Below are 16,787 nucleotides of genomic sequence, written 5' to 3' on the forward strand. Positions count from 1 at the left end.
ACGCAGTTCAGCCTGCAGCCGGATCAGCGCCGCATCAGGGTGGGCGTCGTCCGGCGTCTGGAGCTGCGCCGCGAGGGTGACGACCTCCTCCGGCGAGAGGAACGGGCGTGCGGCGAGGATGTCGCGGGGGCTGCGCTCAATCATGGGGCTTGCCGACCTTCTGAGCCCGCTCCGGCGCGCTCGCGGTCCGCTGCTTGGCGGCGGAGGTGTGCGCCGAGCGCCCAGCAGACTGGGCGACATGCTCCTCAATCTCCCGTCGGCACTCCTCATTGTGCGCCTCGACGGCCCACGCGGCTCCAGCCTCAAGGAAATTGATGGCGTCGCCGAGAACATGCCGCGCCGCCTCCAGGGCCGCCGGCGTGAGGTTGCCGTTGTCGCCGGCGCAGAGGGCGGCGTGCACGGTGAGCACGTAGCTTAACCCCTGCTGTAGGTCGTCATAGCCGCTGTTCCCGACGGGGAATGCGACCGGGTGGAATGCGGACATGGCTCCTCCTTCGCCGGTCACGCGCGCTGCGCGCCGGCTGGGCGTTGGTTGGGTTCCGGATCGGAAAGAGTGGGCGCTTACCGCTCGATCGACATTAGGTCGATGTGGAGCGTGTGGAGCCCGAGCAGCGTCAGCCGTTCGTAAGTGTCGGGTTGCATGCCCGGACCCGGGTGCGCGTATTCGAGGATCACCCGCAGCTTACCCAGCATGCTGCCAATGGTCGGCGCCTGCGCCGTCAGCACGGCGAGGGCAAGGTCGTCCTCCTCCGCTTCGGCTCGCAGCGCCTCACCCTCGGCCGCATCCGGCGCATAGGCGTTCAGACGGTTCCGGTCCCAGGCGGCGAGCGCGAGCTCGAACCGTTCGCGCATCGCTCCGAGATCGGACAGAGCGTGCTGGGCTTCCGACCGCTCACCCGGTCGGGCCTTCGGAGGAGTTTCGGCGGGAGTGGTCGCTTTCATGGAATCACTCTCCTCGGGAGGTCGGGGCTGCAATCACCGGGAGGGCCTGTTTGGGGCTCCCGAGTGCATCCACTTGATAATTTCTCAAGTAGGCTTTGATTAACCGCAAGCGGAGAATGCGTCAAGCGGACTTGAGAAAAAATCGCGTGGACGCTACAAAAAGCCATGATCACTCCTCAGCAAATTCGCGGCGCCAGAGCGATGCTTTCCATGACCCAGGCCGAATTGGCGGCGGCGGCGGGCATCTCCACCACAGCGCTGAACAACATTGAGCGCGGAGCCGCGGACCCCAAGGCTTCAACCCTGGGCGCCATCCAGCGCGCCCTTGAATCCGCGGGCGTGATCTTCGTCGCGGAGAACGGCGAGGGGCCGGGGGTGAGGTTGCGGAAGGAGCGGCCTTGACGGGAGACGGTTGCAACGAGGCATCTGAATTTTACGAAATGGTCGTCAGACCGACGGTGGCGGAGTTTCTCAGCCGGCCGTCAGATCAACGCCTAGCTTGTTTGGCATGCCTCTCCCTCTCAGCTCTGGTTGAGCACTACGTCCACGCAACCGCAGTGCCCAACGCAGATCGCAAGGCAGTGGCCGAATTTCGCCGCGCATCGCAGCTCGAAAGCATGGCCGTTGGCCGAGTGCACGACATCGCCAACGCAACAAAGCATGTTGTGCGAGACGGGAATGCTCTCAGCTTTCGCGACATCGAAGCGCAGGAGATCCGTGTCGGTAACATTCGTGCAGGCTGGTCATGCAATGGTTTGGAGGTCATGGTCGAAGTGGAGCCGCGCCAGTTTTTGCTGGTAAGTCAGATCGTCCGAGCGGCAGACGAATGGTGGCAGGCGAAGCTGGGTGTCGCGGATAGCGCCGCCCCTTAGACACTCTTGAAAGCCCAGCGTGCTTGCCGCTTCGATAGGCCGCTCTTCTGGAATGGAATAGGACCTACAGCCGGGGATTGCAGACCACTTGCCCGGCGGTATGCTGCTCCCGCGAGTGGGGGCATCGTGGCATGAACTATCGGATTTTCGTTCTATGCTTTGTCGCAGCGGCTGCTTGGTTCAGTGCAACCGCTGTCAGTGCCGAGAGCTTCGTCCCGCCATCGGGTAAGCAATGGGTGACGCTCGCGAGCACGCAGGATCTGGACACGGCCATCGCTGTCGCCCGGACCTTCCATGGCCAGGCCCGTGTCGTGAGAGCGAAAAATGGCTGGTATGCCGCCACGCTCGAACCGCGGACCGGAACGGTAGAGGCTATTCGCAAGGAAATACCCTGGCCGCCGCTGCCAGCCGACGCCATGCTTTCGAAAGGCACTGCCTATCTTGAAACCGTCTGGCGCTATTTCGAGGTGAAGCAGGCTACCGCGACTGTCTCAAAGGACAAGCAAGGCGTAGTGCGGATGAACGGCCTTGAGGTCACGCTTAGCCGCGAGGCGCAGCAGGAGGGATGGACGGCGCATCTCGTCGGTCGCGACCCCACCGGGGTAGTGTTCGACTTGCGTCACAACTTCGATGTAGCCGTGGACTATGACTCCTCAATTTCCCTCGTCGAGCTCGACCGATCAAACTCGACACCCGAGATCGTTTTTGATGCGTTCTCCGGCGGTGCTCATTGCTGCACGACGTCGATTGCTCTCACACAAACCTCGACCGGCGTATGGCGCTTCGTCGATCTTGGCACTCGAGATGGCGAAGGCCTCGATCTCGAAGACGTCGACGAGGATGGTGCCGCGGAGATCATTCGCGTCGACAACCGATTTCTCTACACGTTTGATTCTTATGCGGGGTCGATGCAGCCGATCCTCATCGACAAACTGAACGCCGTCCGCGTCGATGACGTGACCATGCAGCCATCCTTCCGACGCCGCGTCTTACAAGATGTGCGGTGGATGGAGTATTACGCCAAGGTTGAGCCTAACCAGTGGCGTTCAAACGGATTCCTCGCCGCCTGGGTTGCCGCAAAGACACGCATCGGCGAAGGCGACGAGGCCTGGCAGAAGATGCTGCCAATCTACGACCGAACATCCGATTTCGGCATCGACGACTGCGCGGCGCCTGTTGCGCTGAAGGACTGTCCACAGGCGAGCCGACAGCGATTGCCGTTTCCCGAAGGCCTACGGCGCTTCATGAAGGAGACCGGCTATGGGGTAGCGCCGACGGGCGATGGCACCGCGGGGCTCATTGCTCCGGCGACCGTCACGCTGAAAGACGCGCGCGCTGCCTTTATGAGCCTGCCAGTCGAAAGGCGCCGAGATGTTCAGCTTCTGCTTGCGACGGTGGGACGGTGGCCCGCGGTCGCCAATGATGGCTTTGGCCCGAAGCTCCTCGACGCTATTCGGGGTTTCCAGTCGTCCGTCGGACGCGTACCGACCGGCATTGTGACACCCGACGATTATGACGCGCTGCTACGTGCCGCCTCGCCAATCCTTCGACTGTGGGGACTGGAGCGAGTCCGGCACCCTTCCGCGGATGCGACCATATGGGTGCCGCGAGGCGTTGCAGCTGATCGTTCTGCGATGAAAGCAGGTGTTGAATTTTCGTCGAGATCGACTGGAGCCTCTGTTTTCTTCGCGTTTCTACCCTTCACCAATATCAGCGGCGCCTTCGATTATTTCGTGCAGAAGGCGAAAGATGACGGCGAGACCATCGACTACACAGCCGCGAAGGTGGAATTCTTCGTGATCAGTTCGCATTTGGATGGAGCTTCAAGATATACGCGCTTCCAGATGCGACCAGGGGGCATGACTGGTTTCACTCTGGTGTGGCCGAGTGATTCCGATATCCACGGAGACAGACTTGCAACAGTGATGTCCGATCTTTTCCGCGCCGAGAACGAACTCGGCCAGAGGCGCGTCCCTCCGGCTCCGCTTAATGAGATTGCACTTAGCCCTTCTTCGCGACCGGCCGAGCCGTCGGCTTCTTCTCCAATTCCCCCTTCAACGTCAGCGGTGGAAGTCTCCGGTTCAGGCTTCTTCATTACCGCGGATCGGCTGCTCACCAATGCCCATGTCGTTAGAGGCTGCGACAAAGTCACAGTGTCGATCGACGGGCGCCGCTCTCCCGGCAATGTCCTGCGCCGCGACCCAATCAACGATCTGGCGATGGTCGAAACGTCGGCACGGTCTACGGCGATCGCGAAATTGCGCCTGGGCGTGCGGCTCGGCGAAGATGTCGCGGCGTTTGGCTATCCACTCAGTGGGCTGCTCGCGAGTTCAGGAAATTTCACCAGAGGCACAATAACCGCAACAGCGGGGCTTCGAGATGATACTCGGCATCTGCAAATATCTGCCCCCGTTCAACCCGGTAATAGCGGGGGGCCTTTGCTCGACGAGACCGGCAACGTCGTCGGCGTGGTCGTGTCAAAGATTGATGCGGTTGCTGTGGCGGCTGTAACGGACGACATCCCGCAGAACGTGAATTTTGCCATCAAAAGTGCGATCGTCGCCAGTTTTCTGGACGCGAACAACATCAACTATGATCTCGGCGTTGCAGGCGAAACATTGAAGTCTGCGGACCTCGCTACCAAAGCCCAGTCGTTTTCGGCGGTGATCGTCTGCATTCCAGAGTAACGCAATGCTGTGTGGGGCGACTGGCAGATCCCACTGTCCGCTAATCCCGGAGAACGGCAGCAGCCCGGCGTGAGGCTGCGGAAGGGGACATAGGCGATGAAAGATCTGCAAGCTGCCCTTGGCGATCTCAAGTCATCAATCGACAGACAGAACGAGATTCAGGAAGGGATAAATGCACTGTTCCGAATCTTTAGCTGATCTACCCGATCGTCCAGCACTGGAGCAGCTTAGCCGGGCGCTATGGTCGCGCGGAACATTGCGCGGGGCGGCCGTTATGATCGGTGCCGGCGTCAGCCGCACCGGGGTTCGACTTCCCGCCAACGACACCCCGCCACCGCCCCTGTGGATGGATCTCGCGGATGACATGGCGCGCGAGCTTTATGGCGCGCAAAACGCGAACGCGCCGAAGGACCCGCTGCGGCTCGCTGAGGAGTTCCGTGCCGGCCTCGGCGACGCAGCGCTGATAGATTTTCTGCGCAACCGCATTCGCGACGACGCATTCGAGCCGGGACAAATCCATCGCGACTTGCTCGATCTTCCTTGGGCCGACGTGCTGACGACGAACTACGACACGCTGCTCGAGCGCGCGGCGAAGGAGGTACGGCGCGGCTACGATGTCGTTCTTGCGGAAAACGACCTAGCCCACGCACGCGGCCCGCGGATTATCAAGTTGCACGGCTCGCTACGAGATGGGACGGGCGTCGTGATCTCAGAAGAGGACTATCGCACTTACCCGCAGCGCCAAGCGGCGTTCGTCAACACGGCTAGACAGGTGTTCATCGAGAACGAGTTGTGTCTGCTCGGCTTCTCCGGTGACGATCCGAACTTCCTGCAATGGGCGGGATGGGTGCGCGACCGACTGGGCGGCCGCGCACGGCGCATCTATCTTGTCGGCGCACTCGATCTGCCGCCCGTGAAACGGCGCCTGCTAGAGGCGCGCGGCGTCGCGCCGATTGACCTCGCCCATGCGGTTAAGGAAGAGCGGGCCGATCGGCGCCATGCTGCTGCAATTTCCTTGTTTCTCGCGCATCTCAAGGCCGCCAAGCCTTCGGAACCGGACGAGTGGCAACCGATTCCGTCCAACAGCTATCCGAGATTAGGCGAAGGCGATCCCAAAGACTGGCCTCGTGACTTTCGAGATCCAGAGAAGGTCGACAAAGCATTTCGAGCGACGTTAGCGATCTGGCGAACGGACCGGCAAACATGCCCAGGGTGGCTCATCTGCCCTCGCGATGTGCGGCGTTCGATCGGATTCGGCACCAATGCCGTCGATAATCTTTCGCTCGCCCTCGACTCCCTGCCTGAGAACGAGCGCCGGGACGCGCTCTTGGAGTTGGTCTGGCGGTACGACCGCGGGGCTCAACCTCTCCCACCGTGGCTGGCGGATCGTATGGACGCGATTTCGACGCCTGAGGCTCTTGTCGACGCCGAGCCCGAGTTAATACGCGCGCTTGCACGAAGCCTACTGGGCGCCGCGCGTTCGGCGGACGACGAAGCCGCTCTCGCGAGCCGCGCCGCTCGCTTCGAAGCTCTCACCGTGCCGGGTGATCTGCTAGCTATCGTAACTCACGAGCGCTGCCTTTTCGCGCGCGACCGGCTCGACTTCGCATTCGTGGCAGAAAACGCGAGCAAGGTCGAGGGCTACGATCCGGTTTGGGGACTGCGGCGGGCGGCACTGCTCTATTGGGTCGGAGAGACGGAGAGGGCCCTGCTGACCATCGGCGCGGCGGCCCGAGAGTTGCGAGCACGGGTTCTGCGTGATCCCGACAGCGTCGCGCTTCGTTCGCGGTTGGCGTGGGCAAAGATGTTGGCCCATGCATTGCCTTGGGAGGACGACGGCGTTCTTCATGCTGAATTGGACGGCCTGGATCGGCTGGCACTGCGTGATTACGGCACTTGGGAGCAGTTGCGCGCGCTCGACTCGGAAGTCGACGAGGGTCTCCGGAAGCGTTTGGAAGCGAGGCAGATCGAACCCGGATTCGAAGCTGGGACCTACAGCGACAACCGGAGAACCACCACCTTCAGCAACGCCTCGAAGGTCACGTCGCTCGGCGAGTTGCGCCACATTGCCGAACGAGCAGGACTGCCGATCCGTACGCAGAACGTGAACGTGCTCGGCACTCAGCTTGCCGACGCGCTCCGACTCGTCTTCGAACCGACTGCTGCGTGGCACTCTGCGTTTCTTTCGACGAAACCGAGTTACTCCAAGGGGCCGATCGACATACATCTCGGTCGCATTCCCGTCGCCCGACTTGACGCGGAAGCGGTCGCCGAGCTGCGGAAGCGGCTTGAATACGCAATCGACTTTTGGCGCAATCGCGTTCGCAGAAGAGACGAGTTTTCTGACCACATTCAGATCCTGCGTCTCTACGTTGAGGCGCTGTCCCGAATAGCTGCCCGCGACGATGCCGACACCGCCAAAGCCCATGCGCGCCTCGCGGTAGAGATGGCAAGAGATGAAGCATTGAATCATTGGTGGCTGAACGAGCCGATTGGACATCTGCTAAAACGCGCCGTCGATGCCTTTCCCCCTGACAAACGAGGTGAGCTGTCACCCGAACTTCTGCATTTCCCCTTGGCTGCAGAGCGGGACGCAGGCGGCCGATCGATGTTTTGGTATAATCCCGGTCCGGACGCCTACCGCTTCGTTCGCCGAAGCGGGAATGAAGCCATCTTCGACGCTCGCGTAGCCGCATTCCTTCACCATCTGGCTGCCGGTGAACCCTCGCGGCCGGAGGCTGCCGTACGCCTGCTTTACCTGTACGAGAATGGGCAGTTGACGAGCGATCAGATCTCGTCGTTCGCCGAGGCCCTTTGGAAAGACGCCCCCAAGGAGAGCAATGCGTCGCCTGAGGGTACGAATCTGCTCTTGCACGCCTTCCTGATCGCGCCCGCACCCTCGGACATTGACGCCCGCGCGCGTGTCTACGCGAATCTTTTCGCGCCTGGCGCAACACCGGACCCGGTCAATTTGGTGGCAGCGGTTTCGGGCCGAACCTCTTATCTACAGCCAAACGAAGCCGACGCGGTTCGGCTGTTCCACGATCTGGCAAACTGGCGTCCGAAAGAGCTGCCCCCCGAGGGCATCACTCATGTTTTCGCCCGTTCGAGTTACGAAGAAAGCAACCGGATGCAGGCCTCCATTCTGGGCATAGTGGCCGCGCCTGCGCTCGCAAAGCATGATCGCACGATTGAACGGGCCGAGGCCGCGCTGACCTTTTTGCACGAGACGAAGCTGCCGGAGAGCCTAGCCGCGCTACCAGTGTTCTATGGTCTCAACGCCGACGTCGACGGCCGGATCGCAACTGCCTTTCGCCGGGCGCTTGCGATGGGCGACCGCCAGGCGACGCCCGCCGCTGTCGGCGCCCTCGACCGATGGCTGCGTCTATCCGAAATCGGTGAGGCATCTCCCCTGCCCGATGTCCTACGTGATAGGGCGTTGCGGGCACTGGAGCGAGGGCGGATCGGCGAATTGGTGAGTCTCATCTATCTTGCGCGTCGCCTGATCGAGGCCGGCCGCTGCGGCGATCCTGAACTCGATCAGATCGTCGAAGTCCTTGATGAGCTCCGCGCGGCGACGGACTATGGTCCCCCGGACGGCGACGCGGATGTTGAGTCTGACCGGGTCGTTTCCTTGCCCCTCGTCCGGGCCGAGTGCGTACGCCTTGCATTGGCGCTGGAGCAGAAGGGAGTAACAACTGAGTCGGTTCGCGCATGGCAAGACCTCGCAGCCCATGATCCCCTTCCAGAAGTTCGCCACGCCGCGCGTGATGTAACGAATAAATAATGTTGACGCTCGGGCTTGCCCGATTTGACGAACGCAGCCCATCGGGCATCATGCCTGTGCTGGCCCGCTGCCGATCGGCATGCCGCTGCCCTCTGGAACACCGCGGCGGGCCAGCGCCTTACAACCGGAACGATCCATACCGCCCCCCAACTGCCCTTTCAGCGACGTCCGCTTTGCGCCGCCATCTCGGCCATTGATCGGGTAACGGCCGCGGCCCAAAAGCGGACATTCGCGCGGTGGGGCACGTCGGTACCTTTGCGCCAAAAGCAGGCTTTGAGATCCAGCCGGAAAGCGGGCGTTCACTGGAGCCCGGCCGTGGAGCGTTTCCCGACCCATTGCGGAGTTTAATGCCGCGAAGCTAGTCTACAGTGGGGATGCGGATGTGACGCGGCCATCGCCGACTTCGCTCAGGAGTTGGTCGTTCGCCGACCTTCACCGCGATGCAGATCTACCGAGATACCCGATGAGTAAGAATGCGCCGAACGAGGTGATTTTTGCCGGAATTCGAGAGTTCAAGGCGAGGCGAGCCAAACGCGAGCCAGCCTTCCATTGATGCCGTGCTGCCGGGCTGTAGGCCGCACAAACTATTCCCGTTTCACGGCAGCTGAGCACAGCCTTTATATGACCGACGCAGCAATTAACTCGCCTACCCAAAAAACTGAGCTGCCTTACCTCGGCGACGATCAGCCCAAGGATAATCCTTGGCAACAGGATCGGCTGGGATACGCGCCGTTCTGTCGTCGCGTCGCTCAAACGCTTATCCGACTGCGCGCCCCAAGTGGCTACGTCATCGGCCTCAATGGGCGATGGGGTAGCGGCAAATCGACTGCGCTGAATTTCATCAAGAGTTACATCGAGAAGCACAATCAGGAGAGCGACGATGAGCACGATAAAATCACGGTCGTTGACTTTCGACCGTGGATCGTCTCTGGGCATCAAGACGTAATCGCGACATTCTTCAAAGTTTTGGCGGAGAGCCTTGGCGATCCCGCACCGTGGTACATGCGGTTTCTGCGCCGGCTTTGCCGATGGTTTAAGTCATCGGCAGATCCTCTAATTGATGCCGTCGCGAAGGTTGGCATCGTTATCGATCCTTCGGGCGGGACAGCCACGACAGCTATTTCACGCAGCCTGAAAGGGCTGGTGTCTGCGTCCATCTCCCGTTTTCTGGCCGAACCGTCGCTTCAGAAAAGCCATGAAAATCTTCGAACTCAATTGGCCGAGGATGGTCGCCGATTTGTCGTCACGATCGACGATCTCGACCGTCTTCAAGACGATGAAGTTTTAGCCATACTGCAGATGGTAAAGACCGTCGGGCGGTTGCCGAACATTGTCTATATCCTGATCTATGATCAGCAGATCGTGGGGCAAACTCTTAAAGCGAGCGTGCCACAAGGCAGCGGCCCCACCTTCATCGAGAAAATTATTCAACAAGAGTTGGAGCTGCCACAGCCTGGGAGAACGAGGCTCTTGGCGATGCTTGACCAGGAAATCTCGTTCATCGCTTCCAAAGTTCCAGAAAACGATCGTTGGTCGACCATCGTAGTGGATGGCATCTACCATTGGATCCGTAGGCCTAGGGATGTCGTGCGGTTCGCCAACTCACTGATTTTTGCTTGGCCATCGCTGGAGAATGAGCTCGACGGAGCTGATCTCATCGCGATGGAAGGGTTGCGCATTTTTGAGCCAGGCGCGTTTGCTTGGATTCGCGACAATCGAGATTTCCTTTTTGGCGAGGGGCGCTACACGCTCGCGCGAGATAATGTGCTTGCCGACGCAGTCTTGCTGCTGAAGAAGCAGATTCCGGAGGAGCGCCATAGGTCTGCAATGACTCTACTCAGCATGCTTTTTCCGCAGCGCATTAAGGCCTTCAAGGATTCTGAAGCCTTCGGTAGCGGAGAAACATATGCTGATCAGGTTTCCCGTCGCGGGATCGCAACCAGCCAAGGCTACGACGCGTATTTCACGCTCCACGTGTCCGGCGATCGCATCTCCAACACATCGATGCTGGCATTTATCAAAGCGTTCGATGACGAGGCCGCAATCGAGGCTACGCTACGCTCATACGTCGGCAAGAAGTCGGCGACTGGGTCAGATTTGATCGGGGACTTCATTGAAGAGCTCCAGATGAGATTCAGGAGCAGCAGGAAGCCTAAGCCGACGAGAGCACTTCTCAATGTCTTGCTTCGTAATGGAGAGGCAATCATCTCGCAAAGTGAGACCAGGGATTTTCTCCGGCTTTCGCCAGCTTCGCGTTTCGGCTTCCTTATCGATGATATCCTGGATGGGTGGACGATCGACGAGGCAGGCACGCATCTGATTCAAGCCTTTGAGCAAGAGTCGGCGGCACCTTCGGCATTGGCCGACGTGTACGTTGACAGGGGACGGGAGCTGGACATTTTCGAACGTGGCGGCCGAACATCGGACGGGCCGCGCATAACACCGCAGGCGTTCGATAGACTTGGACAGACCCTCCTCTCTAGGATCGCCACCAGCGCGTCAGATGGCACGCTTGTCGACGCGCCTGCGTACTATGACATCATCAAGGCGTGGGTTTATTTGGCTGGAAACGCCGCGCCCCAATCATGGCTGGAGGCGAACATGCCGGTCAGCGCGCAATTCCTTGTTAAGTTGGGCCGCGGAATGGTTTCCCATACCATCGGCGGGCGGCGAAAATCGTACGAAATGACTAACCGGCCAGAGCCCCAGATCATCGATCTGAGCTTGCTACGGAGTGCTGCAGTTCATCATCTCTCGGCAGCGAAACTTTCCGAGGATGAGCGCGATCTACTGAATGAGCTCGTACGAGGTTCCGAGCGATTTATGAGCGAGACATCTATGCCCGACGATCCGTCTGGTGAAGCGGATGATGATGCATGATTATGCGAGTGCTCGATCGCGCCAGAAACAGATCTTGCCAAGTGCGTGTATGAACGTCCGGCATGGGGCCGAGGCTGTGTGAAAACCCCTGATTTTGCTATGTTTAGGCACTGCTTCGGAGGTGCCAGATGGGACGTTTTGTCGAGGCTGCCGACCGTCATCAGGCGAGCTTTCTGCCCGCTTGTTTGGAGGACTATGTCGATCCCGACAATCCGGTCCGCATCATCGATGCCTTTGTCGATGAGCTCGATCTTGCCGAGCTCGGTTTTGCCCGCGTGCAGCCGGCATCGACCGGCAGGCCCGGCTACGCGCCGGGCACGATGCTCAAGCTTTATGTCTATGGATACCTGCATCAGCTGACCTCGAGCCGGAAGCTGGAGCGCGAGGCGGGCCGCAACATCGAACTGATGTGGCTGACCGGCAAGCTGGCACCCGACTTCAAGACGATCGCGGACTTCCGCCATGACAATGCCAGCGCGATCCAGATCGCGTGCCAGCGCTTCGTCGCCATCTGTCGTGCACTGGGTCTTGTCGGTGGCGGCATGGTCGCAATCGACGGGTCACGCTTGCGCGCGGTGAACACGCACGAGAAGAACTACACCAAGGGCAAGCTGGCGCGCCGGAAGGCCCATGTCGAGGAAAGCATCGCGCGCTATCTCGCCGAGCTTGAGGAAGCCGACAGTGCGGAAACCGGACCGGCCACTCCCCGGATCCATCACCTGACTGAGCGACTGGCGTCGCTGCGTGGTCGGCTTCGCGAACTCGAGGAGATTGGCCAGCAACTGCAAGCCGCTCCCGATGAGCAGGTGTCGCTCACCGATCCGGATGCCCGTGCCATGGCGACCGGGAGCGACCATCGCGGCGTAGTCGGCTACAACGTCCAGGCGGCCGTCGATACCAAGCATCATATCGTGGTCACCACCACGGTGACGAACCGCGGCCATGACCGGTCGCATCTGCTTGAGATGGCCACGGCCGCACAGGCCGAGATCGGCGCTACCGAGATGATCGTCCTTGCCGATCGTGGATACTATGAGGGCGAGCAGATCCGCGCCTGCGCCGAAGCTGGCATCATCCCGATGGTGCCCAAGCCAAATACCTCACCGGCTCAGGCGCGTGGTTTCTGGAGCAAGGCCATGTTCGTACATGAGCCTGAGACCGACACCTACCGCTGCCCAGTCGGCGCGCAGCTCCAGAAGCGCTTTGCCAGGGTGGAGGGCGGCAAGCTCATAAGCGTGTACTTCAACCAAAAGGCCTGCGGTGCCTGCGCATCCCGTGCGCTGTGCACGGCCGGCAAAGAGAAGCGCATCCGACGATGGGAGCACGAAGCGGTGCTCGATGCCATGGAGCGCAGGCTTCAAGCGACGCCCGAAGCCATGGCGGTCCGCCGCTGCACGGTCGAGCACGTCTTCGGCACCATAAAAGGATGGATGGGCGCCACCCACTTCCGAACGCGCGGCCTCAAGAACGTCTCCACTGAAGCCAGCCTGGCGATCCTGGCCTACAACATCAAGCGCGTCATCGCCGTCGCCGGCGCTGCATCGACCCTCAAAGCGATAACCGGGTGAACGGAGCTAACGCGCGCCGTGGCAACAACCTGCGCGACGAGCCACAGTGAGTTCTCACACAGCCTCGGCCCCAAACCGGCCATTCGCCGTCGCCGTAGCGAACTTCTGCTTCTGGCGAACCCGTCGCCCTATGACACCTCATCGGTAGCACTTCGGCTTCCGCCCTCCCGGCTTGCTGTAAGCGCTGCGCCCGCCACAGCTGCGGCCATTGCGCATCTCGTCATAGGGGCAGTCGCACGTGCCGACATAGGGCGCTCGGATCGGCTCGAAGCCGCCGCCAGGACCGGCGTGAATGCCAGCGCGAGTTGCCGCTGAGCCTTCCAGTTCACCCGCCCGTGCAAATCCCACTGCATCGGGAGCGCCGGGACGGCATTGAGCCTCCTGTCCACAAGAACCGAGCCGAGGGCGAGGAGGGCAACGGTTGCGATTGAGATCAAGGCCTCGACGGTCAAGCGGGTCTCCTCGCGTTCGCGGATCGCGCGAGTTCGCGCAGCGGCACGCTACCGGCGGATTCTTCCCGTCGCCAGAGCGAATCTTCCAGAAGGCGCGCCCTTCTCAGCTACCGTCTGGAGCGCTGCCATGACCAATTTCTCGACGACCTTCGCCCGCATGCTGGCCAAGTTCTGTCGGCAACGGGTGGCAAGCGTTCTCGCACCCGGCGACGCTCGAAATCTGCAGGCCTATCTGCTGGAGATGCTGCAAAGTCGGCGTTCTCCCCCACGCTCTGATCGAGGCTACGACTGGCGAGCGATAGCTGCTGGCTCCGGCGTGGACGAGATGACCCTTCATCGCGCCGAGCGAGCCCTTGAGCCCGGCTTCGATGCACTCCGCCGATACCTACGTCGCTCCGGCGGAAGCCCAAAGAAAGCGGCGGCATCTCTTTCGAGCAAAGCCAGGCAACGCCGCGTCGGACCCTCCCGCATCGAGCCGTTGCCGCCTGCCGAGGCTCCTATGGCGAAGAAGCGTGGACCGCGTGCGAAGCCATTCTTGGAATTTCCGCCGGCCGATGACAGCGCATGGGTTGATCCCGACACATTCCCAGATGCACTCGACCTCCACATGCGCCGTCATGGGGACAGCGCAAAGCATCTGGCCATGGCGCTGCAGAACTGCGGCGGCTACGTCGACGCAACAACGGTGCGCATGTGGCGCCGAGGCGTGAAGATCCCTCGCGCATCCCGCAGCATGGCGGCGCTGGAAATGATCGAAAGGCGGTACCGTCTGCCGCCCGGCTATTTCTCGGCCAAGCTGCCGAACACCAACCGCTGCACCTCCGCTGGCACCATCTCTGGCATCAGTCGATCCGAGCGACGGCGGCTCGCCTGGCACCTGCCGGCAGACTTCGATCGCCGCCCGCTGAATGAGCGCGAGGAAATCCTCGAATGGGTGCAGCGGGTCGTGATCTCGGGTTCGACCGAGTATCGTCGCTTCCAGGCTGCGGCAATGAAGCATCGCTATGCCATCCGCTTTCCGGGGCTGGCGGGACAATCGACGCGTGCCCGCGGACTCTACCGCTTCTGCCGGGATGAGGACGGTGCCTTGGCCGATCCGGACATTGCCACACCGGCCGTGGATGCGCCGCCGCGGCTGGCGCAGGAGATGGAAGACCTCGTCCGCTTCAAGACCTCCACGCTCACCGCCTTCGGCTATCAGCGCAACGGCGTCTGGGGTGAGGAGACCGCATCCCAGAAGGTCGAGCACCTCGGGCTCATGTTCGGCGCGCTTGCGGCCGCTCCCGGTGGCGCGGTCCATGGCTTCGGCGTCCCCCTTGAAAGCCTCACCTTCGGACTGCTGGTCTTCCCGATCATATGGGACTGGTACATCCAATGGCGCGAGCGCCGGCGGGGCTTCTACACGGCGTGGGAGGTCGACATGCTGCAGGTGGCGGTCGCGCTGACCCGTGCCGAAACGGGATGGCTACGGCAAAGCCCGCAGATCGCTGACCGCATAGCGCCTATTCCGAACCTCATCACCGAACAGGATATTGCCGCCGTTCGCGCCGACTGGGCCGGCGCCTGCGAGCAGATGTACAAGCACGGCCTTGCTCGAGCACGAGAGGTGCAGCGGGTCGCCCAAGTCCATCGCGATCCATTCGAGCCCATCATGGTCGTGCTTGAGGACGAGAGCCCGGTCGGCGCGTACCGTAAAATCACCGAGGAGATTCTGCGGCTGATGCCCGATGAGCGTCGCTACCCCGTCGCGGCTGCGGAAGCTGTCCGTGCCTTCTTGATGCTGCGTCTCGGACTGCATCTTGGGCTGCGCCAGAAGAACCTGCGTCAATTGCTCGTCTGTCCGCGCGGCCGCATTCCCAGCTCCGAGCGGCGCCTCGTCGAGATGAAGCGGGGCGAACTACGCTGGAGCGAGCGCGATCACGGATGGGAGGTGTTCATTCCGTCCGTCGCGTTCAAGAACGCCAACTCGTCGTTCTTCGGCAGCAAGCCATTCCGACTGATCCTGCCCGATCTCGGCGACCTTTACCGCTACCTCGAAGCCTATATCGAGCAGCACCGTGGCTTGCTGCTCAAGAACGCCACCGATCCAGGAACCCTGTTCGTGAAGACGGTGAAGCAGACGAGCAAGGATGCCGCCTACTGCCAGAACACCTTCTACGAGGCCTGGCGGCTCGCCATCCAGCGCTATGGGATCTTCAATCCCTACACCGGCCGCGGCGCCATCGAGGGCCTTCTCCCGCATGGTCCGCACAATGTCCGAGACGTGCTCGCCACGCATATCCTGAAGCAGACCGGTTCCTACGAGCAGGCGAGCTACGCTATCCAGGACACGCCCGAGATTGTGGCGAAGCATTACGGGCGCTTCCTGCCGCAGGACAAGGCTGCGCTCGCGGCGCAAATTCTCAATCAGGTGTGGGAGGCGGCCTAAAAGCCCCCTCCCCACTCGAGCCGCAGAATTATGTTGGCACATTCGTTGGCACATGTATCACGATCACAATACTACTCTATTGTATTTATTAGTTAATTTCACAATGATATCCGTCCTGCCGGGCCCTTTCAATGATTTAGCAGGATTTTACGGTTGGCGCCCCGGTGGCGGCTATGACCGAGTCCGGGCCTCCCCTGGCGTCATGCCGAAGCGCCGACGAAAGCAGCGGTTGAAATAGGAAATGTCGTTGAACCCGACATCGAGTGCGATCAGGCCGATGGCACGGCCGCCGAGGCGCGGATCGCGGAATATCGCGAAGGCGCGTTTCAGGCGCAGGTCCAGGACATATTCGGAGAACGTGTAGCCCTCGCCCCGAAGCAGCTTGCGCACATAGCCGGCGCTGATGCGCAGGGGCTGTGCGACCGTCTCGGCGGAGAGGTCGCCGCGGCCGAGCTGCGCCAGCACCTCCCTTTTGATGGTGCGCAGCCGGGCGGCGCGCACGCCCCGCTCGGCAAGCAGCCCGCTCGCGTCGCTCCGTGCGCCGAGGAGAACGCATATCAGATCGCGCAGATGCAGCGCGACCGTGCCGAGCAATTCCGGCGAGGCGGTCGCTCCAAGCTCCATCGCGCCCCGGGCATAGCCCGCCAGCAGGCGCAGCGCTTCGGTTTCAGGAACGAACGGCTGCATCAGGGCCGAGCCGACATCGCTCACATAGGGCAGGACCGACATGCGCGGCAGTTGAATGGTCAGGAGACAGCCGTCATCCACGAGCGTGTGGCTCGCAATCTCCGCGCTCGACATCAGCACGGCGCCGCCCCGCGGAATCGCCTCCTCGCGGCCGAGCTGGCTGGCAAGGGCGCGCCCGTTCGTCACCACCGCCAGGACGAGGCTGTCGGATGCGCTCTGGAGCAGCGGCCGCGTGATGCTGGTGCGCGTCGCCGAGCGCGAGCTGAACAGAACGTTCACCCCCGGTAGCGGGCGCAGCGCGACATCGGCGCGGAACGGCCCGTCGTCGAGGGTCTCGATATCCAGGTTGAACAGATGGCGCCCATAGACCTCGCGCCAGACGGCGAGCCGGTCGCGCTCGGGCAGGTCGTCGGTCGACAGGCGAACCTGACCGGAGCGCGATGGGGTCACAGCCGTTCCGTGATGCGGGCTTGAGCGCACAGAC

Annotated in this window: 10 protein-coding genes; 7 read left to right on the top strand and 3 right to left on the bottom strand. The window is 61.6% G+C overall.

What is annotated here, in order from left to right:
* Positions 1 to 136: 136 nt before the first annotated feature.
* Positions 137 to 484, bottom strand: coding sequence for a hypothetical protein (locus AC1RU4_RS14860; protein WP_492891873.1), 348 nt, complete (start codon positions 482 to 484; stop codon positions 137 to 139).
* 77 nt (positions 485 to 561) lie between these two features.
* A complete protein-coding gene (locus AC1RU4_RS14865) occupies positions 562 to 942 on the bottom strand; it encodes a hypothetical protein (protein ID WP_492891874.1) in 381 nt (126 codons plus the stop codon).
* 165 nt (positions 943 to 1,107) lie between these two features.
* Between AC1RU4_RS14865 and AC1RU4_RS14870 the strand changes: the two genes are divergently transcribed.
* The 7 genes from AC1RU4_RS14870 to AC1RU4_RS14900 all read left to right on the top strand — a co-directional run bounded on the left by AC1RU4_RS14870 (position 1,108) and on the right by AC1RU4_RS14900 (position 15,616).
* Positions 1,108 to 1,344, top strand: a complete 237-nt coding sequence (locus AC1RU4_RS14870; protein WP_492891875.1) for a helix-turn-helix transcriptional regulator — start codon at positions 1,108 to 1,110, stop codon at positions 1,342 to 1,344.
* Positions 1,341 to 1,814, top strand: a complete 474-nt coding sequence (locus AC1RU4_RS14875; protein ID WP_492891876.1) for a hypothetical protein — start codon at positions 1,341 to 1,343, stop codon at positions 1,812 to 1,814. The genes AC1RU4_RS14870 and AC1RU4_RS14875 overlap by 4 nt, the downstream gene beginning before the upstream one ends.
* 131 nt (positions 1,815 to 1,945) lie before the next feature.
* Positions 1,946 to 4,501, top strand: coding sequence for a trypsin-like peptidase domain-containing protein (locus AC1RU4_RS14880; protein WP_492891877.1), 2,556 nt, complete (start codon positions 1,946 to 1,948; stop codon positions 4,499 to 4,501).
* A 364-nt stretch (positions 4,502 to 4,865) separates the two neighbouring features.
* Positions 4,866 to 8,288: an SIR2 family NAD-dependent protein deacylase gene (locus AC1RU4_RS14885; RefSeq protein ID WP_492891878.1), complete on the top strand. Its 3,423-nt coding sequence runs from the start codon at positions 4,866 to 4,868 to the stop codon at positions 8,286 to 8,288.
* Between the two features lie 621 nt (positions 8,289 to 8,909).
* The gene (locus AC1RU4_RS14890) at positions 8,910 to 11,168 is read left to right on the top strand and encodes a KAP family P-loop NTPase fold protein (protein ID WP_492891879.1); all 2,259 of its coding nucleotides are present in this window, start codon (positions 8,910 to 8,912) and stop codon (positions 11,166 to 11,168) included.
* Positions 11,169 to 11,296: 128 nt separating this feature from the next.
* Positions 11,297 to 12,736 carry an IS1182 family transposase gene (locus AC1RU4_RS14895; RefSeq protein WP_492891880.1) on the top strand — a complete coding sequence of 480 codons (1,440 nt, stop codon included), beginning with the start codon at positions 11,297 to 11,299 and terminating at the stop codon, positions 12,734 to 12,736.
* 579 nt (positions 12,737 to 13,315) lie between these two features.
* Entirely contained in the window at positions 13,316 to 15,616 is a 2,301-nt protein-coding gene (locus AC1RU4_RS14900) for a hypothetical protein (protein ID WP_492891881.1), read from the top strand.
* 171 nt (positions 15,617 to 15,787) lie between these two features.
* On the opposite strand, the gene AC1RU4_RS14905 is transcribed toward AC1RU4_RS14900, so the two are convergent.
* Positions 15,788 to 16,753 carry an AraC family transcriptional regulator gene (locus tag AC1RU4_RS14905; RefSeq protein WP_492891882.1) on the bottom strand — a complete coding sequence of 322 codons (966 nt, stop codon included), beginning with the start codon at positions 16,751 to 16,753 and terminating at the stop codon, positions 15,788 to 15,790.
* Positions 16,754 to 16,787 lie beyond the last annotated feature (34 nt).

The organism is Ancylobacter sp. GW821-FHT10E12 (assembly GCF_058809335.1).

Coding starts and splice junctions, on each gene's coding strand:
- AC1RU4_RS14860 (WP_492891873.1), bottom strand. CDS start 484: ATGTCCGCATTCCACCCGGTCGCATTCCCCGTCGGGAACAGCGGCTAT.
- AC1RU4_RS14865 (WP_492891874.1), bottom strand. CDS start 942: ATGAAAGCGACCACTCCCGCCGAAACTCCTCCGAAGGCCCGACCGGGT.
- AC1RU4_RS14870 (WP_492891875.1), top strand. CDS start 1,108: ATGATCACTCCTCAGCAAATTCGCGGCGCCAGAGCGATGCTTTCCATG.
- AC1RU4_RS14880 (WP_492891877.1), top strand. CDS start 1,946: ATGAACTATCGGATTTTCGTTCTATGCTTTGTCGCAGCGGCTGCTTGG.
- AC1RU4_RS14885 (WP_492891878.1), top strand. CDS start 4,866: ATGGCGCGCGAGCTTTATGGCGCGCAAAACGCGAACGCGCCGAAGGAC.
- AC1RU4_RS14890 (WP_492891879.1), top strand. CDS start 8,910: ATGACCGACGCAGCAATTAACTCGCCTACCCAAAAAACTGAGCTGCCT.
- AC1RU4_RS14895 (WP_492891880.1), top strand. CDS start 11,297: ATGGGACGTTTTGTCGAGGCTGCCGACCGTCATCAGGCGAGCTTTCTG.
- AC1RU4_RS14900 (WP_492891881.1), top strand. CDS start 13,316: ATGACCAATTTCTCGACGACCTTCGCCCGCATGCTGGCCAAGTTCTGT.